At 68.5% G+C, this 24024-nt stretch carries 19 protein-coding genes; 10 read left to right on the forward strand and 9 right to left on the reverse strand.

From position 1 onward, the window contains the following. Positions 1 to 18 precede the first annotated feature (18 nt). The 3 genes from ACIQVL_RS33445 (at position 19) to ACIQVL_RS33455 (ending at position 2509) form a co-directional block, all read left to right on the forward strand. The gene (locus ACIQVL_RS33445; protein ID WP_403427175.1) at positions 19 to 492 is read left to right on the forward strand and encodes a hypothetical protein; all 474 of its coding nucleotides are present in this window, start codon (positions 19 to 21) and stop codon (positions 490 to 492) included. A gap of 134 nt (positions 493 to 626) precedes the next feature. Then, positions 627 to 1178 (forward strand): SMI1/KNR4 family protein, encoded by a 552-nt coding sequence (locus ACIQVL_RS33450; RefSeq protein ID WP_403427176.1) that lies wholly within the window; start codon positions 627 to 629, stop codon positions 1176 to 1178. Between the two features lie 62 nt (positions 1179 to 1240). Beyond that, complete coding sequence (locus ACIQVL_RS33455; protein WP_403427177.1) at positions 1241 to 2509, forward strand: HNH endonuclease family protein; 1269 nt, start codon at positions 1241 to 1243, stop codon at positions 2507 to 2509. Between the two features lie 157 nt (positions 2510 to 2666). Here ACIQVL_RS33455 and ACIQVL_RS33460 read toward each other — a convergent pair whose 3' ends face one another. The 4 genes from ACIQVL_RS33460 to ACIQVL_RS33475 form a co-directional block, all read right to left on the reverse strand. Then, the gene (locus ACIQVL_RS33460; RefSeq protein ID WP_403427258.1) at positions 2667 to 4253 is read right to left on the reverse strand and encodes a serine/threonine-protein kinase; all 1587 of its coding nucleotides are present in this window, start codon (positions 4251 to 4253) and stop codon (positions 2667 to 2669) included. Positions 4254 to 4320: 67 nt separating this feature from the next. Next, positions 4321 to 4857: an ATP-binding protein gene (locus ACIQVL_RS33465; protein ID WP_403477218.1), complete on the reverse strand. Its 537-nt coding sequence runs from the start codon at positions 4855 to 4857 to the stop codon at positions 4321 to 4323. 463 nt (positions 4858 to 5320) lie between these two features. Then, positions 5321 to 5572 (reverse strand): hypothetical protein, encoded by a 252-nt coding sequence (locus ACIQVL_RS33470; RefSeq protein ID WP_393663033.1) that lies wholly within the window; start codon positions 5570 to 5572, stop codon positions 5321 to 5323. Continuing rightward, positions 5569 to 5925, reverse strand: a complete 357-nt coding sequence (locus ACIQVL_RS33475; RefSeq protein ID WP_403477219.1) for a hypothetical protein — start codon at positions 5923 to 5925, stop codon at positions 5569 to 5571. The genes ACIQVL_RS33470 and ACIQVL_RS33475 overlap by 4 nt, the downstream gene beginning before the upstream one ends. A gap of 345 nt (positions 5926 to 6270) precedes the next feature. Between ACIQVL_RS33475 and ACIQVL_RS33480 the strand changes: the two genes are divergently transcribed. Then, on the forward strand, positions 6271 to 7140 hold the full coding sequence (locus tag ACIQVL_RS33480) for a helix-turn-helix domain-containing protein (RefSeq protein WP_403477220.1): 870 nt from the start codon (positions 6271 to 6273) through the stop codon (positions 7138 to 7140). Then, a complete protein-coding gene (locus tag ACIQVL_RS33485) occupies positions 7137 to 7349 on the forward strand; it encodes a DUF397 domain-containing protein (protein ID WP_393663028.1) in 213 nt (70 codons plus the stop codon). The genes ACIQVL_RS33480 and ACIQVL_RS33485 overlap by 4 nt, the downstream gene beginning before the upstream one ends. Positions 7350 to 7524: 175 nt before the next feature. On the opposite strand, the gene ACIQVL_RS33490 is transcribed toward ACIQVL_RS33485, so the two are convergent. The 5 genes from ACIQVL_RS33490 to ACIQVL_RS33510 form a co-directional block, all read right to left on the reverse strand. Beyond that, positions 7525 to 8841, reverse strand: a complete 1317-nt coding sequence (locus ACIQVL_RS33490) for a hypothetical protein (protein WP_393663027.1) — start codon at positions 8839 to 8841, stop codon at positions 7525 to 7527. A gap of 201 nt (positions 8842 to 9042) precedes the next feature. Then, a complete protein-coding gene (locus tag ACIQVL_RS33495) occupies positions 9043 to 12240 on the reverse strand; it encodes a type I restriction endonuclease subunit R (RefSeq protein WP_403477221.1) in 3198 nt (1065 codons plus the stop codon). 2 nt (positions 12241 to 12242) lie between these two features. Next, entirely contained in the window at positions 12243 to 13427 is a 1185-nt protein-coding gene (locus ACIQVL_RS33500; protein ID WP_403477222.1) for a restriction endonuclease subunit S, read from the reverse strand. Further along, positions 13424 to 15433 carry an N-6 DNA methylase gene (locus tag ACIQVL_RS33505; protein ID WP_403477223.1) on the reverse strand — a complete coding sequence of 670 codons (2010 nt, stop codon included), beginning with the start codon at positions 15431 to 15433 and terminating at the stop codon, positions 13424 to 13426. Before ACIQVL_RS33505 ends, ACIQVL_RS33500 begins: the two co-directional genes overlap by 4 nt. A gap of 90 nt (positions 15434 to 15523) precedes the next feature. Then, positions 15524 to 17677: an N-6 DNA methylase gene (locus ACIQVL_RS33510; RefSeq protein WP_403477224.1), complete on the reverse strand. Its 2154-nt coding sequence runs from the start codon at positions 17675 to 17677 to the stop codon at positions 15524 to 15526. A 203-nt stretch (positions 17678 to 17880) separates the two neighbouring features. Here ACIQVL_RS33510 and ACIQVL_RS33515 point away from each other — a divergent pair, with 203 nt between their 5' ends. The 5 genes from ACIQVL_RS33515 (at position 17881) to ACIQVL_RS33535 (ending at position 23395) form a co-directional block, all read left to right on the forward strand. Continuing rightward, positions 17881 to 18207: a hypothetical protein gene (locus tag ACIQVL_RS33515; RefSeq protein WP_403427192.1), complete on the forward strand. Its 327-nt coding sequence runs from the start codon at positions 17881 to 17883 to the stop codon at positions 18205 to 18207. Between the two features lie 150 nt (positions 18208 to 18357). Beyond that, on the forward strand, positions 18358 to 18930 hold the full coding sequence (locus ACIQVL_RS33520) for a ribonuclease HI (RefSeq protein WP_403427193.1): 573 nt from the start codon (positions 18358 to 18360) through the stop codon (positions 18928 to 18930). Positions 18931 to 18993: 63 nt separating this feature from the next. Beyond that, entirely contained in the window at positions 18994 to 19575 is a 582-nt protein-coding gene (locus ACIQVL_RS33525; protein ID WP_403427195.1) for a hypothetical protein, read from the forward strand. A gap of 216 nt (positions 19576 to 19791) precedes the next feature. Continuing rightward, positions 19792 to 20226, forward strand: coding sequence for a hypothetical protein (locus tag ACIQVL_RS33530; RefSeq protein WP_403427197.1), 435 nt, complete (start codon positions 19792 to 19794; stop codon positions 20224 to 20226). A 295-nt stretch (positions 20227 to 20521) separates the two neighbouring features. Beyond that, positions 20522 to 23395 carry an AAA family ATPase gene (locus ACIQVL_RS33535; protein ID WP_403477225.1) on the forward strand — a complete coding sequence of 958 codons (2874 nt, stop codon included), beginning with the start codon at positions 20522 to 20524 and terminating at the stop codon, positions 23393 to 23395. Positions 23396 to 24024 lie beyond the last annotated feature (629 nt).

Genomic DNA, 24024 nt, shown 5'->3' on the forward strand with positions numbered 1-24024 from the left:
TTCAGGACGGAGGCGAAGATGGACGGCTCGCAGACCGTCTTCTGCTTGCAACGGGGCTCAACGGGGTTCCGTAGCCTCAGCGACCCACCCGTACCGGAGACCGATCCCGGGGCGTGCCGTGCCGCCTGGTACGCCGCAGCCCAGGCCGCTCGTGGGCAGATTGGGGACTTTACGGAGAAGCAGTACCTGCAGAATTTTCATACCGGCACGATCAACGATCGAGTCGGCGCACATTTCGGACTGTTCCACGCCCAGTACCCGCTGATCGCCTTCGTGGGGGACCGGCGCCAGTGGTACACCGCGGAGTTCCAGGAGCCTCCGGCCTGGGCGGTCGCCCTCGGCGAATTCGGCTTCACAGTCTTGGGTGCGTCGCTCCTTCTGTCACCGCTGACGGGGGCGGACAGTACCGCCCTGTCTGCAGCCGAGCGGAAGCAGATCAGGTACTGGCAGCCGGAGACCCTTGGCGCGACACTCTTCAACTCCTGGGACTGATGGTTGGCCCGTCCACGACTCCGCAGGAAGCACGCCCGAGTGCCCTGGCTGGCGGTCAAGCTGCCCGCCACCGACAGTCGCGAGCGCGAAGGCGCGGCGGACCAGGGAACGGATGCCGTTGCTACGGTCGCTGGATGACCAGCTGGGACGAGGGTGACGTACGCGCACGGATACAGGAGAAGGCAGCACGGGATCCCGGGCGGGAGCGTTTCGGGGCGGACACGCACCAGTACGAACTGACACCGCGACTCCCGGAGGCAGAGATCCGAGCGTTCGAGGAATCCCACGCTATCCATCTGCCGATGGAGTACCGGTCCTTCGTCGCGGAGGTGGGCAACGGCCCCGCCGGTCCCAGCTACGGATTGTTGCCGTTGCCCATCCCCCGACCGGAGGCCAGCGGGGAATGGGCCGTGGACGACGAGTGGCAGGAAGACCGACTTGCGGGCCGACTCGCTGAGCCGTTCCCTCTCACCGTTCCCCGCTCCGGTCGGATCGGCGCACCGGTTGATGCACTGACCCAGGGCACGATCACGCTGGCCGAACAGGGCTGCGGCATCTTCACCCGTCTGATCCTGAACGGACCACGAACTGGCGAGATCTGGCAGATCGATCCTGATTGGGGCGGTTTCGTGCCGTTGAGCGCCAGCTTCCACGCCTGGTACACCGATTGGCTGGAGAGCCCGTAAGCGCACTTCTGAGGTTCCCCCGTCATGCGGGAGGTGCTGACCAGCTGATCAGCACCTCCCGCATGACGGGGGAACCTCAGGGCGCCACCGAGGCACTGCGGATCCTGAAGGAGGAGACGCTGCCGACGGACGCGCAGAAGGCCGTGCTGTGCAACGCGGGGGCGCTGCACGCGATACTCGCCGACTGGTCGGAGGAGCAACGACTTGACCTCGTGCAGATGCTTGGTGAGCGCACCTTCCTGGTCGTTGTCAGCACCCCCGATCTGGACGGCGCGCACCGCATCTTCAGCGTCATGAACTCCCGGGGCATGGACCTCTCACCCACGGACATCTTCAAGTCGCACATCATCGGTGCCTTGGACGAGAAGACCTCGGAGGAGTGCGCCCGCAAGTGGGAAGACGCTGAGGAGGCCCTGGGGCGAGACGACTTCGCCGATCTCTTCCTTCACCTGCGCATGGTGTTCGCCATGAAGCGGGCAGAGAGGGAACTGCTCAAAGAGTTTCCCGAGCAGGTGCTCAGCCACTACCTGCCGGGCAAGGCCGAGTTGTTCGTCAATGACGTCGTCGTGTCGTACGCGGACGCCTACGTGCAGATCCGCGACGCCGGCTACGTGGCGGCCTCTGGAGCGGAGCAGGTCAACGCCTGGTTCAAACGCCTCCAGCAGATCGACAACAACGACTGGCGACCCGCGGCCCTGTGGGCGCTGCGTAACCACGGTGACGACCCGGCCTGGCTCGACAGATTCTTCGGCGCACTGGAGCGGCTGGCAGCCAGCATGTTCATCCGCCGCGTCTACACCACCCCCCGCGTCACGCGTTACGCGGACCTCCTGCGCGAACTCAACGCCGGCAAGGGCATGGACGCGACGTCCTTCGCCCTGACGGACACGGAGAAGGCCGATACTCTCGTGCGCCTGGACGGTGACATGTACCTCGTCACCAAGACCCGTAAGTATGTCCTGCTGCGCCTGGACGAGATGCTGGCCGGAAAGCCCGGAGTCTCGTACGACCACACCCTGATCACCGTCGAGCACGTGCTGCCGCAGAACCCGAAGCAGCAGTCGCAGTGGCTGCGGCACTTCACCGACCAGCAGCGCGGGGAGTGGACGCACCGACTGGGCAACCTCGTCCTGCTCAACCGGACGAAGAACGCCTATGCCCAGAACTACGACTTCACAGAGAAGAAGGCCAAGTACTTCACCGGCAGGCACGGCGTCTCCACGTTCGCCTTGACCAGCCAGGTGTTGCAGCACCAGGATTGGTCGCCTGCACTGCTGCAGAAGCGGCAGCGGCGGCTCGTGGGGCTCCTGGCCGACGAGTGGGATCTGTAAGGAGTCTGGGACGGCAGCCTGCAGGGCTCATGCGCCTGCGGACCGTCGCTCACCCGGGAAGCCCGGTTCAAGGGTTTTGGGCACCGATGGGGTGCAGCTCCGAACGCATCCGCGAGCAGCATGGCTTTCGGCCGATGCTGCTCCTGGAGGAAGCGGGTCAGGAAGCCGATCCGTCGAGGCCGAGGCGGATCACGGCGAGGGCCTCGGCGATCTCGACGGTCATCTCGTCGTCGGGGCCGAACACCATGCACATGTCCTGGTGGAGCGGTTCGAGGACCTGCCGGGCTTCGACGGCCCGGCCCTGGGCGAGCAGCAGCATCCCGATGTTGTGTCGCAGCTCCACGGCTTCTTCGCTCACGTCGCTGTCGACGGTCCGTACGACGTTCAGCACGCCCTGGAGCGCGGCGAGCGCGTCGGTGACCTGGCCGAGTTCGGCGCGGCACCGGGCCGCCTGGGCGCGGCAGGCGCGGGCCTGCTCGCCGGTGGGTCCGGCGATGCGGGCGTACGCGTCGGCGAGGGCGTCGAACTCGGGCAGGGCGGCCCGGTAGTCGCCGCCGAGGAGGCGGATCGCCGCTCGCTGGCGGCGCAGCGCCAGGACCTGCTTGCTCTCGGAGCCGAGAGCAAGGGCCGCGGGTTCGATGACCTCGCCGAGTACCTCGGCGGCCTGCGCGAACCGCTCCTCCTCCAGCAGGGCGTCGGAGTGGGCGTAGGCCGCCTTGATGTCTTCGCGCAGCTGGCCGGGGACGGGTACCGGCTGTGCCCCCGGGAGGACCGCTGTCGGTGCCGAATCGCCGGGTGCGGGGGCCTGGGCTCGGGCGCGGGGCGCGAAGGGGTGGCGGAAGACGCCCGTCGGGTCGGGGGCACCGGCGGGCCCGACATCGGCCGTGCCAGGGTCCTGGCCTGGCGGCGGGAGGAACGGCAGCAGCCGCGCGTACACCTCCTGTGTGTCGGCGGGCCGCGCCTCGGGCGCCTTGCGCAGCAGGTGCAGGACCAGCTCCTCCAGCGCCTCGGGGACGTCGGGCCGCAGCTGTCTCAGCGGGGTGGGGGCGGCGTTGACGTGCTGGTACATCAGCAGGTACTCGTTCTCCGCCTGGAATGCGAGGCGCCCGCAGAGGAGTTCGTGCAGCACACAGCCCAGCGCGTAGAGGTCGGTCTGCGGGGTGATGCGTCCGCCGCGGATCTGCTCGGGCGACATGTACTGGTGGGTGCCGATGGGGCTGCCGGTGGCGGTCAGTTTGGTGACGTCGGTGCGCAGGATCGCCGCGATGCCGAAGTCAAGGACCTTCACGGTGCCGTCGCGTGCGACGAGGATGTTGCCCGGCTTGAGGTCCCGGTGGACGACCGGCACGTCGTGTGCGTACGACAGTACGGTCGCGACCTGCGCGGCGACGGCGGCCGCCCAGCTGACCGGCAGCGGCCGGCCGGGGTCGAGGTAGGCGGACAGCGGTACGCCGTCGACGAGCTCCATCACCAGGAACAGCCGCTCGTACGAGGCGTCGAGTACCGCGTCGTACACCTGCGGTACGCCGGGGTGCTGGATGCGCGCGGTGATGCGGGCCTCGCGGCGGAAACGCTTGGCGAACTCCTCGGCCAGCTGCGGTGAAGTGACCGACGCCTGCCGGATGAGCTTCACGGCGACGGGCCGGTCGAGCACGGCGTCGTAGCCGCGCCACACGTCTCCCATGCCGCCGTGGCTGAGCTCCTCCAGGAGTTCGTAACGGTCGGAGATCGCCTCCTGCGGCACCTTGCCCCCGGTGTGGTGAAGAACGGCCAAGCCACGGTCAGGGGTCCAGTTTGACCGCCGCGTCGATCTACCGTCCAGGGCTCTCACGATGCGACAGGGGCACGGTCGAAACGGTGGACGACGGGCAGGAGGGTGCGGCGGCCGGTCGGCCTGGCTCCGGCAGGACGTACTCCGCCCAGACGGTCTTGCCGGGGCCGCCCCGGCGCGGGTGCCAGTCCCAGCGGTGGGCGAGGTGCTCCACCAGGAGCAGGCCGCGGCCGGTGTCGCGGAGGTCCGTGAGCGCCGCTACGACGGGTACGCCTTCGGTGCGGGTGTCGGTGACCTCGATCCGTACGGTCGTGGCGTCGCAGGCCACCGCGAGGTGGAAGTCGCGGCCGGAGACCCGGCCGTGCCGGACGGCGTTGGCGGCGAGCTCCGCGACGATCAGCGTCAGCGTGTGGTGCGTGTCGCAGTCGTAGGGGATGCCCCACGCGTCGAGCCGCTGCCCGGCAAGCCGCCGGGCGAGCCGCACGCCGCGCGGGGTCGAACTGAACCGCATGGCGAAGTGTTGTGCGGGGGCGGCGGGTTCGCCGGCGCGGAAGAGGGGAGCGATCTCACTGTTCATACCCTCAACGCTCCCGGCGGTTGCGTAACGTGACCAGTGGTGACGCCCCGCCGCGTTCCGGTTGTACGTGAGGGAGTGAGGTCCGTACGAGGCGGGCCGCGCTGGATCGCTCGGACCGGAGCGTGGGCGAGCGGGAAGACGCCGGGCCCAGAGTGGAGGACGACCCCGGATTGGGCCCGGTCACGGTGCTCGGGCGGCTGTTGAATCCTCCGCGGACCAGAGCGGGCTTTGCGCGGGCCGAGTCCGGCGCCGGGCCTCGAAAGGTGGCGTGATTTCGGCTGTGGCGAGGGTGGTTGCACCCCTACTGTCCGCGCCCGCATCGAGTCTCTGTCGGCCGGATTCGGCGACTGACTCGGAGCGCTCGCCCACGGCCACGAACCGGCGGCTGGGCACCCAGGCCTTGCACGGTCGGCCGAGCCAGAAGAACGCACCCGCTCCTCAGAGCCGGGGGTCGGCCGCCGGATCAGATCCAGGTCACTTGGCGAACGTACACGCATTCATGCCGGGGAACGATGAGGTAGACGAAGAACCCGCTGTCGACATGCGCGGTATCTCCCTTCGGGCCCAGCCCTTCGTACTGTGTTCCGTCGAGGTAGAAGGCCGCAGCCGCCCGCACCAGCTCGTCAGCCTTTTTCTCGACCTCGGCGACGAACGCCGGCGGCGCTCCGCCGATGACGTACTCCTCGCTGGGGTCGTACTCCCACCTCCACGTCACTCGGACACCGCCTGCGTCGCCGCATCCTCGACGGCACGCAGCTCGTCCATGGCGGATCGGAACGCGGGGTCGTCCTTGTTGGTCGTGCCGTGGATCGCGGCGAGAGCACGGCTACGGCGCGCGGAAAGATCGGGCCGACGCTCGATCTCCACCTGAGCGGCCCAGTGGGTCAGCCAGTGCTGAAGGTGCCCGATCTTGCTGGTCCGAATGGCGGCGGCGAGCGCTTCCTCCTTGTGCTTCTCCATCTCGTCCAGGCGGTGAGGGGCGATCCGGGCGAGCGCCACGCGGACGGCGTCGGGGGTACGTTCCGGGCGCGGTACCAGCTCCGTGCCGTGGTCCGGCTGTGTGCTCACGATGTCCTCCCAAGGGTGCCCCGGCCAGCATAGCCAGCCGGGGCGTACGCATCAGACGTCGTCGTCCGCGCCCTCCCTGCGGCGGAACATCCGCCGCAGGGGGTGGAGCTGAACGGCATCGCGAAGTGGCCTGTGGGGCTGATGGGCCGGGGGACGCGGTCGGGGCGTGCGGTCTCGCCGTTCATGCCCCGACGCTCCCGACGGTGGCGTAGCGTGACCAGTGGTGACGCGCCGTCGCGTGCCGGTTGTACGCGACGGCGCCGGAGGTGTACGAGGGGCGCCGCGTGACCGGGTCGGGGCGGGCGCGTTGGGTCGAGGAACCGGGCCGGGGAGGCGGTGGGGCCGATGGAGTCGGTGGATTCGGTGGAGCGAGGCGAGGGCGAGCGGGAGGACGCCGGGCCGAGGCCGGAGGACGAGCCGGGGTCGGGCGTGGTGACCGCGTTCGGGCGGCAGTTGAAGCTGCTGCGGGTACGGGCGGGCCTGGAACGGCCGGAATTCGGGAAGCTGGTGGGATACGCGGGCCAGTCGATCGCGTCCTTCGAGCAGGGGCGGCGGATTCCCCCGCCGAAATTCATCGACCGCGCGGACGAGGTGCTGGACGCCGGGGGCGTCCTCAAGGCGCTGAAGGAGGAGGTGGGGCGGGCGCAGTATCCGGCGTTCTTCCGGGACGCGGCGCGTTTGGAGGCGCGGGCGACGGCGCTGAATGTGTATGCCGTGTACGCCGTGCCTGGTCTCTTGCAGACGGAGGACTACGCTCGGGCTGTCTTCCAGATGCAGCGCCCGCTGCTGGAGGACGAGGTAATCGAGCAGCGCCTGGAGGCTCGGATGGTGCGGCAGAGCATCTTCACCCGTCGCCCGGCCCCTCTGATGAGTTTCGTCATCGAGGAAGCGGTGCTACGCAGGCAGCTGGGCGGCCCGAAAACTATGCGCGGGACCCTGGAACAGATCTTGCTCACTGGGCAATCGAGGAATGTAGAAGTACAGGTCATGCCGATCGGACGCGAGGACCACGCGGCGCTCGGCGGTCCCTTCACATTGATCGACACCGACAAGGGGCACCGCATCGCGTATGCGGAGATCCAAGACGACAGCCGTCTCTATACCGATATCTCGTACGTGCGTACGCTCGAAGCCCGCTATGGCATCCTCCGATCACAGGCGCTGACCCCGAGTGAGTCGTCGGCGCTCATCGAGCAACTGATGGGAGGGGCATGAACGTGCAGCGCAGCAAGGCGGCTGTGCCGGAAGCCGCTTGGTTCAAGAGCAGTTACAGCACGGGCAACGGTGGCGAGTGCGTCGAGGTCGCCGAGGCCTCCGGGGCCGTACACATCCGGGACTCGAAGGTCCGGTCCGGACCGGTGATGACGGTCGCCCCCCAGGCGTGGACCGGGTTCGTCGGGCTGGCGGTCGACCAGACCGTCTGAGCCGTACATGCGCAACCCCTGTGGGGCCAGCCGCGCAGTCGGCTGACCCCACATCTGGGTTGGTATCCCACCCACACATCACCGGGACTCCGCCTACGTCGCCGTCTCCTCGACGGTACGCCGCCCGTCCACGGCGGATCCGAACTCGGGGCCGTCCTTGCCGAGGCGGGCTCGCCTACGCCGACATGGGCAGCGCGGGGAACACGACCACCGAGCCGTCCTTGTTGCGGGCGATCTCGATCGCCACGTCTGTCGTGCGGCTGTTGACCACGGCGCCGTCGCCCAGCTGGTGAATCCGGTGTGCCGCGCGCATCAGGCGATCGACTTCACCGGTCGTGAAGACGGGCATCAAACCGTTCGGGCTAGCCAGTTCCAGCGTCGACAGGCGTATCAGGACACCGGCGATGCTCGACTCCAGTTCGTCGAGGCGCTGCTGGTCGGCCTTGAGCATGCGGGTGAAGTTCTCGAACAAGTTGCCGGGGTTGGCCTGGGCATGCTCGACGGCCTGCAGGACGACGACCCGGCGCTTCAGCGCAATGGCCAAGGCGGCGAGTTCGAGGTGGGCGCGGAACGTGCCACCGTGCTCGTCGACGCCGGGGAACGACTTGGTCAGCGTGCCGATCTCGACGGGCTTGCCGTCGGGCAGTTTGTCGAGTGCGCTTTGCCACCGGGCGAGGCGGCGGTCGGCGCGGCCCAGGGCCGTGTTGATGGCGTGCACTGCCGAGTCCAGTCCCAGCGAGATACCGAGTTTGCCCTGGTCGAGCAGAATGGCGGTGGCTTTGTCGATGGCATCGCGGCAGCCGTCGAGTTCGCTGTGCTCCTCTTCGAGTTTCTGTTCGTGCAGTTGCTCCAGCAGTTCTGTGATGTGTTCGATGGCCTGCTGGCGCTTGTTGTCGGCATGCGCGCTCACCCCCACCGCTACGGCCATGAGCACGAGCGGCGCGGCCACGGTGAGCGCCGCGCTGCCGGCGGCCGCGACGCCGACTGTCGCACCGGCTCCACCGGCTGCGCCTGCTGCTGCCGCCTTTCCGACTGGCACGTACGTCGCATGGCTGACGATGCGGCCCATTGAGTTCACGATTGGGCTGTGGACGCCACCGGCCACCGCCTTCGCCGGCATCTGACGAAGGATGCCCTGACCGAGCTGGGCGGCAACCTTCGCAGGAACCACCAATTGATACAAGTTTTCGCCGGTGGCGGTCGCCCTGGCCGCCGTAAGGGAACTTCGCGTCGATTGCGTGATGAACTGTGACAGGTGCTGCGCCAGGGGACTCGCGGCATCTAGCGGGATACCTCGGCTGCGGTCGAGCTTGTCGGGCAGCGGATGTGCCTCCAGCGTGGCAATCGGCGCGTCGGCCATGACGGCCAGCACACCGCGCAGTTCAGCGAGGCGTTCGGCCGTCATTGCCTCGCCTCCGGTCAATGCGGGTGCCTGGACGCCACCGGTCGCCAGCGTCCACACCGGAACGATTGCCTTGCGGTCTTCAGTCATCGTCTCCCCCTTTTTCCACAACTACCTATGGCGTACATCAGACAAGAACGCTATGCGCCTCGCGCATCCGGCTACGGGCGCTGCCTGCCGGTGAACCGACGATCATCAGGGCAACCCACCAGATCATCCACGGCCGTCAGGCCGCAGACGAAACGAGGCCGAAGGGCGCCCCGGCCGGTACGTCCGGCCGGGGCGTACGCATCAGATGTCGTCGTCCAGGCCCTCCTCGCGGCGGATCATCCGCCACGCGGCTTTGCGGGCGCTGCGGTCCAGGCTGGACTTGAAGCCCTTGTCGGGGCCGAAGTACTGGCGGCCCATGCCGGCGATGGTGTCGATGTGGTCGGCCATCTTGTCCGCGAAGACGTTGTCGAAGACGAGGCCGAAGTTGTCCTCGTCGTTGACGACGGCCGCCGCCCGCACCTTCGGGTCGGCCTTGGCCTCCTCGAACGGGCGGATGACGTCCTGCTCGGTGAACTCGGTGCCGAAGCGTTCGTTGAACTTCTCGATCAGCTGCGAGAGCAGCGATTTCTCCGCTTCCTTGGCACCGCCGGAGCCGTCGCCGAAGCCCTGCATCGTCGTCGGTCCCTCGGCGGTGAGGGAGACGTCGTACTCGCCGGTCTTCTCCACCCGCATGTGGCTGAGGTCGATCTCGCCTATGTCCACGCCGCCGTCGGCGCGGCGCGGCAGCCGGTTGAGGAGGTAGCGGCCGTAGAGGTGCAGCCGTTCCAGCTCGGCGTCCTGGTAGGGGACGATCTGCGCGAGGAAGCCGTACTTCCTGACGTAGTCGTTGAGGTCGGCGCGGAAGCTCTCCGCCGCCTCCTGGTCGTCCTCGTCCTCGCTTTCCAGCAGGGGCGTGAAGCGGGCGACGGCGGGGGAGAGCAGCCGGTACAGCTCGGCGTGCAGCTTCTCCCACTTGGATTGTGAGCCTGCCGCCTTCTCCTTCGCGGCGAAGTACGCGGCGGCGAACTCGTCCATCTCCTGCCCGGACAGGATCGCCGCCTGCATGACCCGGCTCTGCGCGGTGTAGAGCAGGTTGGGGTCGGAGGGGAGGGTGTTCGCCTCCTCGAAGTACGGGCGGAAGGAGTCCTGTATGTCCTCGGCCTCGTTGACGAAGTCCAGCACCGCGAGGTCCGCCTGGGTCTTGCGTTCGGCGGTCCGGTTCAGCCGGGACAGGGTCTGGACGGCGGAGATGCCGGTCAGTGTCTTGTTGACGTACATCGTCGTCAGCAGCGGCTGGTCGAACCCGGTCTGGTACTTCTCCGCCACGACCAGGATCCGGTATTCGCGCTGGCCCGCCCCGCCGGCTCCGGCGGCCTTGTCGTCGGCACGTGTGTACGCGAACGCCTTCGGCAGCGCGCTCTCGGACAGCCCGCCGTTCTCCTTCGGCTCGGTGGTCTCTTCGCCGTCGAGGGTGAGTGAGCCGGAGAACGCGACGAGGACACCCAGGTCGGGGTACTTGGTGTCGTAGTCCCGGTCCTTGATGTAGCTCTTGATGGCGCGCGCCATCTGCACGGCGTTCTGCCGCGAGGCGGTCACCACCATGGACTTGGCCCGCCCACCGAGGCGGCCCCGGCTGTGCGTCACGAAGTGTTCCACGATCACTTGGGCGTGCTGGGCGACCGTCGAGTCATGGGTGAGCGCGTACCGGGCGAGCAGGGAGTTCGCCTTCGACGGGTCGACCTCCCGCTCGTCGGGGTTCTGGTTCACCAGCTTCCAGTACGTGTTGTACGTGACGTAGTTGCGCAGGGGGTCGAGGATGAAGCCCTCCTCGATCGCCTGCCGCATGGAGTACGTGTGGAAGGGCCGATAGGCGGCCTTGCCGTCGATGTCCTGGAGCGTTCCGAAGAGTTCGAGGGTCTTGGCCTTCGGCGTGGCGGTGAACGCGAAGTAGGAGAGGTTCGCGGCACGGGAACGCTGCTCGGCCCGCTTCTTGAGGTGCTCGTCGAGGCTGGCGGCCTCGGCCTTCACCGTGGTCGCGCCCGCGTCGTCCGAGTCGGAGTCCAGGCCGAGGTCGCGCAGGGCGGACCGTACGGCGGTGGCGGCGTCGCCGGACTGCGAGGAGTGCGCCTCGTCCACGACGATCGCGAAGCGGCTGCCCTGGATCTCGGTGGGGTTGCGCTGGAGGTAGTCCAGCAGCGCCGGGAAGGAGTGCAGGGTGACGGTGACGATCTTCCCGGTGTCACGGGAGAGGGCCATGGCGAGCTGCTCGCCCTTCGCTCCGTGCTTCTCGTCGATCTTCACGACGAGGCCCGCGGTCTGCTCGAAACTGCCGACTGTTTCGCGGAGTTGGGCGTCCAGGTTGCGGCGGTCGGTGATGACGATGACCTTGTCGAAGACCGGCACGCCCGGCTTGAGGCCCTTGGCTGCGGCGTCGGCGTCGAGCTCCGACGGGTCGGTGGGGGTGTGCAGGTCGCTGAGGCGGTGCGCGAGCCAGCCGATGGTGTTCGACTTGCCCGAACCGGCGGAGGCCATTACCAGGTAATCGTGACCGGCGCCGTGGGTGGCGGCGTGCGCGGTGAGCTTCTTGACCACGTCCCACTGGTGGAACCTGGGGAAGATCAGCGTCTTCGTCGTGCCGCCGCCGGGCGTCTTGCTCTTGTGCAGGTGCACGAACCGCTGGAGCAGGTCCAGCCAGTTGTCCGGCTGCCAGACCTGCTCCCAGAGGTAGGAGGTCGCGTAGGTGCCGTAGGCGGTCGGGGCCGGGTTGCCAGCGCCGCCCGGCTGACCGGGGCCGTTGGAGCCGGTGTTGAACGGGAGGAAGCGGGTGTTCTTGCCCTTGAGCTGGGTGGCGACGAAGACCAGGTCCGGATCGACGGCGAAGTTCGCGACGACCCGACGCGTGAAGATCAGCTCGGTGGGGTCCCGGTCGGTGCGGAACTGCTCCTTGGCCTGCTCCACACCTTGCTTGGTCAGCGGGTTCTTCAACTCGGCCGTGGCGACGGGAATTCCGTTGAGGAGCAGAGTGAGATCGAGCCGATTGCCCCAGTCGGCCTGCTTCGTCGCGTACTCGAGTTCGCGGACGACGGTGAGGCGGTTGGCGCGGTATCCGTCCAGCACGGAGTCGTGGGCGACGAGGTTGGGCTTGAAGTAGGCGACACGGAGGAGGACGCCTCGGTCCTTGACGCCGTTGCGGAGGACATCAAGGAGCCCGTCGGTGGCGATGGCCTGGTCGAGGCGGCCGGCGAACCCGCGCTGCGCCTCGTTGGGGTCGCCGCCGTAGACGGTGAGCAGTTCGTTCCACTCGTTGGGCTGGGTCGCCCCGATGAAGGTGAACAACTCGTTGGTGTCCAGGCCGAGATCGGCCCGGTAGTCCTGGGGGCGCGCCTCGCGCCAGCCGTGCTCGACCATGGCGGCGACGATGGCGTCACCGAAGGCGGACTCCGTGTGGATGGGGCTCATGACTACGCGGTCACTCCGTCCGTTACGTTGAGCCCGCTGGCGGTGGTTACGTCGAACTGGCCGGTTACGGCGGCGGTGATGAGGGCCTGGCGGCGTTCGGTGAGCAGGTCGAGTTGGCGTTGACGAAGGATGCGCTGCATGTCGATTGCGTCGATCTGCCGCTTGATCGAGCAAGCTGTCCGCACTTGCTGCTCAACGGGCAGTACCGGCATGCGAATATCGCGAATATCTGGCAACGACAACTGTGTCTTCGTCCCGCCATACTGATTTCCCATCAGCTTGCCTTGCGTCGCAGGTGAAGCGATGAGAAGGGAAAGCCATTCTCCGTTAATTCGAAGCTTATCTGGCCTGATTAGGCAGACGTGCTGACTCACGTGCCCGCCAGCCACCTCATCATTAGCCATGCAGACCCATCCGGCGTTGGCTCCGGTGATTCCAACGAGGACGTCACCGGATTCAATCCGAGACCGTTGAGCCTCGGAGGAGACATCTGCGGGAATCTGCACATATGCGAGGTGGGTCAGCTTCGGCTGGACACGATCAGGATACAAGTTGGCGCTGCGGAAGAACAGGGAGCCAGTGTCGGACACGAAGTCTCCCCACCCCCGAGAACCGCTCGTTACAAGGCTGCTCAGATACCCGAGTCGAGCAAGGGGCGTCCCTGGAGCGTGCTCCCAAGCGAAGTCGAGAACACGAAGACGACGTTGTTTGAGGGCAACGTCCTGGCTATTCATGCCGGCGGCGAGTGTGTCGATGCGGGCGGTCTCGGCGTCAAGGTAGTCGGCGATGCGGCGCTGCTCCTCCAACGCAGGGATAGGGAAACGGAGCCCCGCAACCGCAGAAGCAGTTAGTAGCGGTTGAGCCGTCTTTGAAGCCAGTTCAGGTAGACACGCACTCATCAGCAGGTAGTACGTGTACCTACTCTCGAGGGTCGCGCCAGGGGAAGCGACAATGACATTATCGGAAGCCCAGCAATCTTCGCGCGCAAGGTTGATTGCGCCGACAGTGCCGACTCGACCAATGAGAGTTGACCCTGACCGTGTGTTTGCCCTGGAGGTGCGCCCAATGGGACCAGCTGCCCCCATTACAGGAAAGGCGCCATCCTCAGTTCGCTCCGAGCACGAAGTCCCGCTGCGCAGGGTCAAGGCCCATTTCAAAGCGACATCAGTTGTAGTAGGCGTCGTCACTTCGTCACCTCACCCAACAGCGCCTGAATCTCCGCCTCCAGCGACTTCAGCTCCGCGTCGATCTCAGCCAGCGGCCTCGGCGGCTTGTACACGTAGAAGTGCCGCGTGAACGGGATCTCGTAGCCGATCTTGGTCTTCGTGTGGTCGATCCACGCGTCCGGGACGTGTGGCAGCACCTCGCGCTTGAGGTAGTCCTCGACGTCCTCGCCCAGCGGGACGTTCTCGTAGTCCCGCAGGTCCGAGTCCGTCTCCGGCGCGCCCTTGACCTTCTGGACCTCGCCTTCGGGGTCCCGGACGCCGATCGTCTCCCGTACCGCCTTCGCGAACGGTGCTCCCGACGGCCACGTCAGGCCGGCCGCGACCACTGCGTCCTTGAGCGCGATGAACGCCTCGGACTTCGTCGTCCAGGACGAGCCGAGCAGCGTACGCACCGCCGCGACGAACTCCTCGCTCCGCTCCAGCCTCGCCACCGGCTTGGCCTCCGCCAGCGCGGCCAGCGTCTCCTCCGTGACCTCGAAGCGCAGCTTCAACGGCCGTTCCACGGTGATGCGCTGGTAGCCGAAGTCCTCGTTGGCGAAGACCTTGACCTTGCCGTGCAGCGGGTGCTCGGGGTCCTTCGCGACCTGCACGGCCTCCGCGTACAGCCGGGTGATGTCGCCGATGTGGTCGGGGCGGCCGTTCGTTCCGTCGCCCAGCTCCTTGCGTTTGTCGCCGAGCGACTTGCGCATCTTCTGCCACTGGTCGCGCGCGTCCAGCAGGACGACCTTGCCCTTGTGGTCGGCGTTCTTGCGGTTGGTGAGGATCCAGAAGTACGTGGAGATGCCGGTGTTGTAGAAGAGCTGGTCCGGGAGGGCGACGATGGCCTCCAGCCAGTCGTTCTCCAGGATCCAGCGGCGGATGTTGGACTCGCCGGACTCGGCTGCGCCCGTGAACAGCGGGGAGCCGTTGAAGACGATGGCGATGCGGGAGCCGCCCCCGCCGTTGACGTCCACCGGCTTCATCTTCGAGATCATGTGCTGGAGGAAGAGCAGCGAGCCGTCGTTGATGCGCGGCAGGCCCGCGCCGAAGCGGCCGGCGTCTCCGAGCGACCTGTGCTCGTACTCGACCTCCTCCTTGACCTTCTTCCACTCCACGCCGAACGGCGGGTTGGCGAGGATGTAGTCGAACCTGCGGCGGGCGTGGCCGTCGTCGGAGAAGGAGTTGCCGAACGCGATGTGGTCCGGGTCCTGGCCCTTGATCATGAGGTCGGAGCGGCAGATCGCCCAGGACTCGGGGTTGATCTCCTGCCCGTACACCTCGACTGTCGCGTCCGGGTTGAGGGCCTTGATGCGGTCGTCGGCGGCGCTGAGCATGCCGCCAGTGCCGCAGGCCGGGTCCATGACCGTACGGACGACCCCCGGCAAGCTGAGGGCGTCCGCGTCCGGTGCAACCAGCAGGTTGACCATCAGCTTGATGACCTCGCGCGGGGTGAAGTGCTCACCCGCGGTCTCGTTCGACTGCTCGGCGAAGCGGCGGATCAGCTCCTCGAAGATGTAGCCCATGTTGTGGTTGGGCACGGCGTCGGGGTGCAGGTCCAGGTCGGTGAACTTGCCGATGACCTGGTAGAGCAGATTCGCGCCGTCGAGCTTCCTGACCTGCTGGTTGAACTCGTACTTGTCAAGGACCTCGCGGGCGTTGTCGGAGAAGGCGCCGACGTAGATCTGCAGGTTCTTCGCCGCGTTCTGCGGGTCGGCCGCGATCTTCCGCAGCGTGAGCTCGCTCTTGTTGTAGAAGGAGTTACCCGAGGCCTTCCGCAGGAAGCGGTCGGTGTCGATGTCCTGGCCGGCGAAGCGGGCCACCGTCTCGATGACCTTGTCCCGGGTGGGCTCCAGGACGCACTCCAGGCGGCGCAGCACGGTGAACGGCAGGATCACCTTGCCGTAGTCGGACTGCTTATAGTCGCCGCGCAGGAGGTCGGCGACGGACCAGGCGTGGTTCGCCAGTTCCGTGTGCTTGCTGCTGTTCAAGGTTCCCCGAGTTCCTTCCGGGCCGTTCCGCCGGGCGACGGGGCGGGTGCGGCCAAGTGTGGTGGATGTGTGAAGAGTCGTGCCAGTGCGTCAGGGCGACGCGGTCTCGGGTGGGAGCAGTGCGCCCGCCGTCAGGCCGGTGGTCAGGAGGTCCGCGTACTCGTGGGCGAGTTCGGTGGCCCGGCGGGCGGCGGTGTGCAGTTCGTGGACGCGGTGGAAGGCCTCGCCGTAGCGGCGCTGCTCCTGAAGGGGCAGCAACGGTACGCGGAGTCGACCGGGCTGGAGGTGGATCGTGGTGCTGCCGGTGGATGCCCCGGTTACGTTGTCGTGTGCACCGACGAAGCCCGCGAGGAACCAGGGGTCCAGGCGTGCCGGGTCGGGGCGCAGGAGGTAGAGGTCGTGGCCGAGCAGTACGCCGATGTCCTGTTCGTCGGCCACCCGGGCCATGCTTCCGCTGTCCCCCGTGAACATGCGTACCAGGATGTCGCCTTCGGCGATGACGGGTGACGACTTCAGCGGCATGCTGTCGAGGAACGTGCCGGAGGCGGGAGCGCCGTCCGCGATGTCGGTTCCGTGGAGGACCCGCCGTCCGGTGTTCTCGGCCCTCCACCGCGCGCCCTCGGTCTTCTCCCGGGTGTCGGCCGCCGCCCGCAGGATCTCCAGGGCGCCGCCGCGGGTGAGGTCGGAGAGGGTGGCCGTGCGCCACTGCCGTGGGGAGTCGCCGGTGGGCTGCCATGTGCCCTGGGCCGCCTCGGCGAGGAGGCCGGCGTGCTCGGTCAGCTGCTTGCGGTGGTCGTCGGCCTGCCGTGCCACCTGAGCCGGGTCGACGTCGGTGGGCAGGGCGCGGACCTGGCGGGCCGGGGTGAGGTCGACGACCTCGTCGAGCAGGTCCCGTACGGGGACGGCCCGGGCGATGCCGGGCTCGTCGGAGAAGGACTCCGGGCTGGTGCGGAAGGCCGTCCAGTGGTCCAGCACGGTGTCGGTCAGCTCGTCCCAGTCGAGGGCGTCGCGGCGGCGGCGCGTTCCCGTTGAGCCGGGTGTGCTGTCGGACCGGTTGCGTGGCCTGTCCTGCTGTCGCTCGGCGCCGGCGTCCACGAACAGCACGGAGGCGTGGTCCGGGCGGTCCGGCTGCGGGGTCTGGAGGATCCAGAGCTGGAGGCCGATGTGCAGGGGGGCGGCCGCGCCGGGCGGCAGGGCCGCGACGGCGCGCAGGGCGCCGCCACGTACCAGTTCGGCGCGCACGCGGCGGCCCGAGGCGCGGGCGGCGGTGGCGGGGGGCAGCAGCAGGACCGCGTAGCCGCCGGGGTGCAGGTGGGCCAGGGCGTGCTGGATCCAGGCGAGTTCGGGCTCGGAGCGCGGTGGGACGCCGTAGGCCCAGCGGGGATCGTAGGCCAGCTCGTCGTGGCCCCAGTCGCGGTCGCCGTAGGGCGGGTTGCACAAGACCGCGTCGACCGGGGGCTGTGGGAAGGCGTCGTGGCGCAGGCTGTCGCCGGCCTGTACGACCACCGTCGCGTCGGGCGTGGCCAGCAGCAGGCGTACCGCGCTGCGTTGGGCCTGCACGGGCAGGGCGTCCTGGCCGTAGAGCTCGCGGGCGCCGTGGCGTGCGGCGGCCGCGAGCAGGGTGCCGCTGCCGCACGCGGGGTCCAGGACGCGGGCCGTGTCCGCGGGCAGCAGGCGTGCCATGAGGTCGGCCAGGCGGTCGGGGGTCTGGTAGGTGCCGGTGGAGGCGCTGTCCTCCAGTTCCCGCTCGGCGAGCACGTCGAGGGCGGCCTGGGCGCCCTCCTCCCCAACGCAGTGGATCAGCGCCCGCACGACGGCCGCGTCGGCTGCCTTGAAGGGGGCGGCCTCGGTCTGCGGAAGTGTGCCGGTGAGGTCGGCGACTGCGGCGTCCGCGCGTGCGGCCAGGTCGACGTCCGGCAGGTCGGCCAGCTCGGTCAGCTCGTGCGGGGAGCGGCGGGAGGTGGCGAGGACCAGGGGGAACAGCGGTGCGGCCGGGCCCGCGCCCGCGGGGTGCAGCCGCAGCAGGGTGCGCAGCTCCTCGGCCGGGGCGGCGGCTGAGGTCTGGCCGCGTGAGCGCAGCCAGGCTCGCACGGTTTCCAGGTCGTAGAGCGGGCTGCTCTCGTTGCCGCCGGCCGGTGCCGGGAAGTCGTCGTGCCGACGGCGCCAGTTGCTGACGGTGGCGCGCGTGACTCCCGCGATACGGGAGATCTCCGCGGCTGTCACCTGGGCTGACGGCTGGGTCATGACGGGTTCTCGCCTCTCGTCGGGTACAGCGAACACGCTACACCATCAACTAAGCGCGTGAACGCGTTTGACAGTGCTTTCAGTGGCATGCTTATCTGTGGATGCTTCCGGATGGCAGTCGTCGGCGGAAGCATCCCCCGGGGACCGGCCGATGCGGCACGCCCCGGGAGGACAGACGAAGCCTCATGAGAGGGGAGACCTGCTTGACCGAGACGGGCGCGCCCGAACTGACCGTGTACCACCGCCACCTGGCGCAGTTGCTGAAGCGCGACGCCGGGGAGAACTTCCGGGCCCTGCTGGTCCAGGCCCGCCACATCACTGGCACGTCCTACGAGACCAACCTCTACGACCACCAGCAGGCGTTCCGCCTCCTCTGGCGCCACCTGGAGCGCAGCGGCCACCTGCGCAGCGCTCACCGTGAGGTCCGCGCCCGCCTCGCCTCCGGTCATGCCGCACCCGACGAGCGCGCCGACCTGGAGCTGTTCCTCACCGTCTACGGCCAGGTCCACCCGTCGACCGCCGGCGCCTGACCTGCATGCCCCACCCGGCGGGCGTCACGCGCCGCCCGCTCGCTCCCGCTGTCCCGTCATGAAGACAAGGAGGCAACAACTGCCATGGGTCGTCGTTCTCCCCTCGCCCACGCACCCCGCCCCACCATGTCCACTTGCCGTCAGGTGAGAGTGAACGACAAGGTCAAGGCCGTCGCCGGGCCGATCGTGCTCGCCACGGACGCCTCCGTCGGCGGCCCGGACCGGGTGGCCTCCGGCTACCTCGCCACCACCGGCCACGCCGGTCTGCGTGCCCACCTCTACCCGAAGTACCTCGCGCGCCCCCACTCCCGCGTGGTCGTCACCGAACTGCGCGCCGTGTACTGGGGCCTCAAAGCGGTCCTCCACGAGCACCCCGGCCGGCCGATCGAGGTCCGCGTGGACAACCTGCAGGCGCTGAGACACCTGCACAGCTGGCAGCAGGGCGGCACGGACATGCCCGAGGGCTACGACACCCGCCTGCGTTCCCAGGGCCGCCGGCCCAGTCTGGTCAAGCTGCAGTTGCTCGCCGAATACACCCCGCACCTGACCTTCGCCCACGAGAAGGCCCACGCCGGCCACCCTCTCAACGAGGCCGCCGACTCCCTCGCCAAGCTCGGCCTGCGCTGCGTGCGCGGCGCCGTCCCGCGCACCGAACTCCCGCGGCTGGTCCCGCTGTGGGCCACCGGCGCCCTCGCCGACTACCGGCGCTCCCGTGTCGCCTGACGCACATTCCAGTTCACACGTCACACGCACCCGCAAGGTGCATCCACATCCCTGGGGGGAACCATGAGCCAGCAGCAGTACCCGCAGCAGCCCCAGCCCGGTTGGGGCGGCCCGCAGCAGCAGGGTTACGGCACTCCGCCGTTCCAGCCGCAGCCGCCTAAGAAGCCGAAGGCGGGGAAGATCGTCGGCTTCGGCTGCCTCGGCGTCGTCGCCTTCTTCGTTCTGGTCGGCGTCGTCGCCGCGGCCGGCGGCGGAAACGGCGACTCCACCGACACCGGCGCCAAGGACAAGGCCGTCACCGCCGGCCGCACGCCGGAGTCCGGCAGGCCCGAGGCGACGACCGCGCAGAAGACGCAGAAGCCGAAGACGCAGGCGGAGCAGTTCAAGGCCTGCGTCGCCAAGTCCGGCACGGCCACGGAGAAGAAGGCCGTCCGGCACGTGACGAAGGTGACCGGCGCGGACAAGCGGAACGACATCCTGGACTCGGCCGAGGTCTACACCGACTTCACCGGCGGGCTGATGAGCGACAACCAGGGCGACGCGAAGCTCATCGCCTCCGCGTTCACGTCCTGCTACGAGTCCAAGAACGGGCTCGTCAGCGTCTATGGCGAGGACGGCGACCTCATCGCAAACGCCAACTACTGATCTCTTCGGCCAGGGCCGTGATGGTGGTGCGGCGGCAGCTCGTTCTTCAGCGGCAAGTGGACTGAACGAGAGTCGGCTGACTGGCTGCCCAAGCGGGTCAGCACACCTTCGAGCGCGGGGGCGGGGCGATGCTCCGCCACCTCCGCGCCGCCCCCGGTCACGTCCTACCGCGTGGTTCTCACCCTCCGATTCCTTTTCATCATCTGAAGGACAACCGTGAACCGAGCCAACGTCATCGCCATTGCTGCCTGCGGGTTGGCAGCCCTTTCCGTCACCGCGGCCACGGTGGACCACGTCAGTACCCACTTCGCGCTCGCCGCCGCCCGCCGTCAGACGGCTGCTGCCGACCACCGTGCCCATCAGGCCGAGTCCCGCCCGCCCAAGGTCGTCACCCATACGGTCACCAAGACTGTGGACAAGCCCGTCTTCGGCCGCTCGACGCTCCTCGGCGCCTACGCGTCCGGCGTGATATCGGGCGGCGTGTACGCCGACGACGGCAGCATGACCTACACCGCGAGCGACAGCACCTGCTCGCAGGAGTACGCCCAGATCTCCCAGGAGCCCACCGGAGGCACGGTCCACCGCGACGACTTCATGAAGGCGTGCCTGACCAACGTCAACGACACCGCCAAGACCGACTCAGCGCCCTGACCGGCGGCGCTTGGCGCTGACCGGCAGGTCACGCGGGGGCGTCGAGCGCGGCACCCCTCGACGAGACCGCCGCCGCCCTCGCCGAGTTCAGCCTGCACTTCGTGCGTGACAGCGTCCCGCGCGGCTAACTCCCGCGCCTGGTCACGCTGTAGGTCACCGTCGCCACCCTCACCGACTGCCGACGCTCCCAGGCCGCTTTTCCCCGCTGCTGACCGGGGATCCGGTGAACCTGCCTCGCCTTCGGCCCAGCCCTCTGGCTCTTCCATGCTTTCCCGCGCCCATACCGGAGCACCTCATGACCGAGACGGAACAGCCCCAGCACACCGCGCACCATTCCACCCAGCCGACCCAGACCGCCCCGTCCATGCCCGTAGCCGAACTGGTGCAGGCCCGCCTCACGGAAGCGAGCCTCAGCGCGCCGGTGAAGGCGCTCCTCAAGGACGCTCTGGGCGAGGGGGAGGCCGAAGGACCGTCCTCCGTCGGCCGGATCTACCTGGCCTCGGTCGCCGTCACCGGATTCCGCGGCATCGGTCCCCGCACCTGGCTGAACCTCAGCCCCCGGCCGGGCGTGAACCTCGTGGTGGGCCGCAACGGGTCCGGCAAGTCCAGCATCGCCGAGGGCATCGAGACCGCGTTCACCGGCACGAACATGCGCTGGCACGGGCTGCACGCGTCGCGCAGCGGCAACTGGCACAACCTCCACCTTGAGAACGGTGCCAAGCCGGAGATCGAGGTCAAGCTCGCCATCGAGGGCGACACCGGCCGCAGCACGCTCACCCGCACGTGGGACGGCGGGGACTTCGGCGACTCCGAGGCAGAGTTCAAGCGGCCCGGACACGGACGCGTCCCTCTCGACCAGGTGGCCTGGAAGCAGGCCATGGAGGACTACCGGCCCTTTCTGTCGTACGTCGATCTCGACCGGATGATCAGCGGCAAGCCCTCCGAGATGTACGACGCCATCGCCACGATCCTCGGCCTGCGGCATCTCAGCGCGGCGGACAGCCGGCTTCGCGCGGAGGAGAAGGTACTCGACGACGCGGCGAAGGCGGCGAAGGCCGGAGTCCCGGAACTCGTGGACGCCCTGTACGCGCTGGAGGACGACGAGCGCGCGGTGCACGCCCTCCTGGCCATCGACACCCCGGGCAGCCCGGACTTCGACACCATCGAGGCACTGGTGGCGGGACTGCCCGCCGACACCGACGAGGGTCTTCTCGCCGAACTGCGGGCCGCGGCCACCGTGCAGGGCCCCGACATGGAGCAGGTCTCCGCCGCGGTGGCCGGGCTGCGCAAGGCTCTCGCCGATGCCGAGGACGTGCGCGGTACGAGCGCCGAGGACGCTCACCAGCGTGCCGACCTCCTCGCCAGGGCTCTGGCTCACAACGACCGGCACTCCGACGAGGAGTCCTGCCCGGTCTGCGGAACGGACCGCGTCCTGGACGGGGAGTGGGCCACGCGTGCCGCCGCGCAGATCGCCGTACTGCGGCAGGAAGCCAAGGCCGCCGACGACGCACGCAGCGCCCTGCGGTCGGCGGTGCGCCTCCTGCAGGACCTCGTGCACAGGCCCCAGCGGATCCCGGCCGCGTTGGCCGACCCGTGGGACGCCTGGACCGCCTGCCGCACGGTCAGCGATCCTGGCGAGCTCGTCACACGGGCTCATGAGGCGGCCGCGACGCTCGCCGACGCTTGCGCCGCGGTCAGGGAGAACGCCGCGAGGGAGCTGGAGAAGCGGGACGAACGCTGGCGCCGGCTCGTCACCCGCCTGGCCGGCTGGGCGGAGCGGGCTCGTGCCGCGAAGGAGAGTGATCCCCGGCTGAGAGACAGTCGGCGGGCCCGTGCCTGGATCAAGGCACTGACCACCGAGCTGCGGGAGCGGCGCATGGAGGGCTTCGCCGAACAGTCGCAGCACATCTGGGAGAAGCTTCGCCAGGAGAGCAACATCGACCTCAACGGCGTGAGTCTGCGCGGCAGCGAGAAGGCCACCGTACGCAAGCTCGTCATGGATGTCTCCGTCGACGGCCAGGACGCCTCGGCGCTGGGCGTCATGAGCCAGGGCGAGCTGCACTCCCTCGCGCTGTCCCTGTTCCTGCCTCGCGCCGTCACGGCCGACAGCCCGTTCGGTTTCCATAGTCATCGACGATCCGGTGCAGTCCATGGACCCCGCCAAGGTCAACGGGCTCGCTCAGGTCCTGCACGAACTCGGCAGGCACCGGCAGGTCGTCGTGTTCACCCACGACACCCGGCTCCAGAGGGCGTTCACGAGCCAGGAGCTGCCGGTGACGGTGTTCCAGGTCGAGCGGAGCAAGGCCTCGAGGGTGAAGGTCGAGCGAGTGACCGACCCGGTCGCGCAGGCGATCGCCGACGCGATGGCCATCGTCCACACCCCGGATCTGCCGCCTGCGGCCCGGACCCATGTGCTGCCCAGCCTGTGCCGTATCGCCCTGGAGAATGCCTTCCTGGAAGCCGCGTGGATCAAGCACCATCTCTCCGGCGGACCGGAGCAGGCACTGCACGCCGCCGTCGACGACGCCGAGAAGTTCACGAAGGTCGCTGCGCTCGCCCTGTTCGGCGACGTCACACGAATCCGCGACGTCGCCGAGGAAGTGAAAAGCCGCTATGGAGCGCAGGCGGCATACCTCATCAAGCAGTGCCAGAGAGGAGCCCACGCCGTAGGAGCGCAGATCACCGACCCGCGCCGTTTCGTCCAGGACGTCGAGGCTCTGGCACAGAAGGTGCGCAAGCCGGAGGGGAACGCCCGATGAGTGCCTCTGCCGCATCCTCACCCTCCGTATCCACAGCACCCGCTTTCCCCGCATCCGTCGAAGACCTCCTTCTGACGGCCGACCAGCTTCTCGCCGGCGACCTCAGCGGTGCCACAGCCGTCGGCCGTCACCGCGGAGCCTCACTGGCCCTGAGAACTGCCCTGGAGATCTGCGTGGACCGGGTGCTCGACACAGCGGTACCGGGACTCGCCCACGCCACCATGCGAGCCAAGATGCTCTGCTTGCGCTGCTACACACCTGGGGAGACCGCCCGGCGGACCCGCACCGTCTGGTCGCACCTGTGCTTGGGGTGTCACTACCACCAGTACGAGATCGGCCCCACCTACGAGCAGGTCCGTGCCTGGCGTGCGGAGGTCGGCGAGCTCGTCCAGACACTGGACGTCCCCTGACCGTTTGGTCATCGAGGTCACCTATGAGCCTCTTCCACCGAGGCCGCCGACTCCCTCATCGAGGCTCGATCCGCGGTGCGTGAGTGGCGCCGTCTCGCGCACCGAACTCCCGCTACTGGTCCCGTTGTGGGCCGCTGGCGGCACTCGCCGACTACCGGCGCTCCCGGGCTGCTGCCTCAAGCAGAGCGAAAACAAACGCTTCCAGAGATCGCTGAATCGAGGCCTGGGCCGGCAGCTGCGGACGGCGGCGCGCGTGACGTCGGCAGGCGGTCGGAGAGTGCCGTAGAGGACGACCGCGGGGGCCTCGTAGGGCTTGAGGGCGCCGGACGGGGGCGTGCCAGCGGCGGCCGCGCGAGATGGGGACGAATCCGGGGGAGTCGCCATGATTCCCACGCAGGATGCCCTTGGGGGCGCGTTCCCATGTTCGTTCCCATGCACGGCAGAAAGGCCCCTCGGAGACGATTCCGAGGGGCCTTTCTGGCGCATCGTGCCTGTTCAGGCATGGTGCCCCCGGCAGGATTCGAACCTGCGACACCGCTTTAGGGGCGAGGTTGGGGATCACGGGCGTGACCTGGGAAGTCCTGCCTTGGGCAGCCTGGGGCGATACGCACCCTGGCGAACCTCGATTC

Source organism: Streptomyces sp. NPDC090499 (genome assembly GCF_044769305.1).
In the GTDB taxonomy this organism is placed as follows: Bacteria; Actinomycetota; Actinomycetes; order Streptomycetales; family Streptomycetaceae; genus Streptomyces.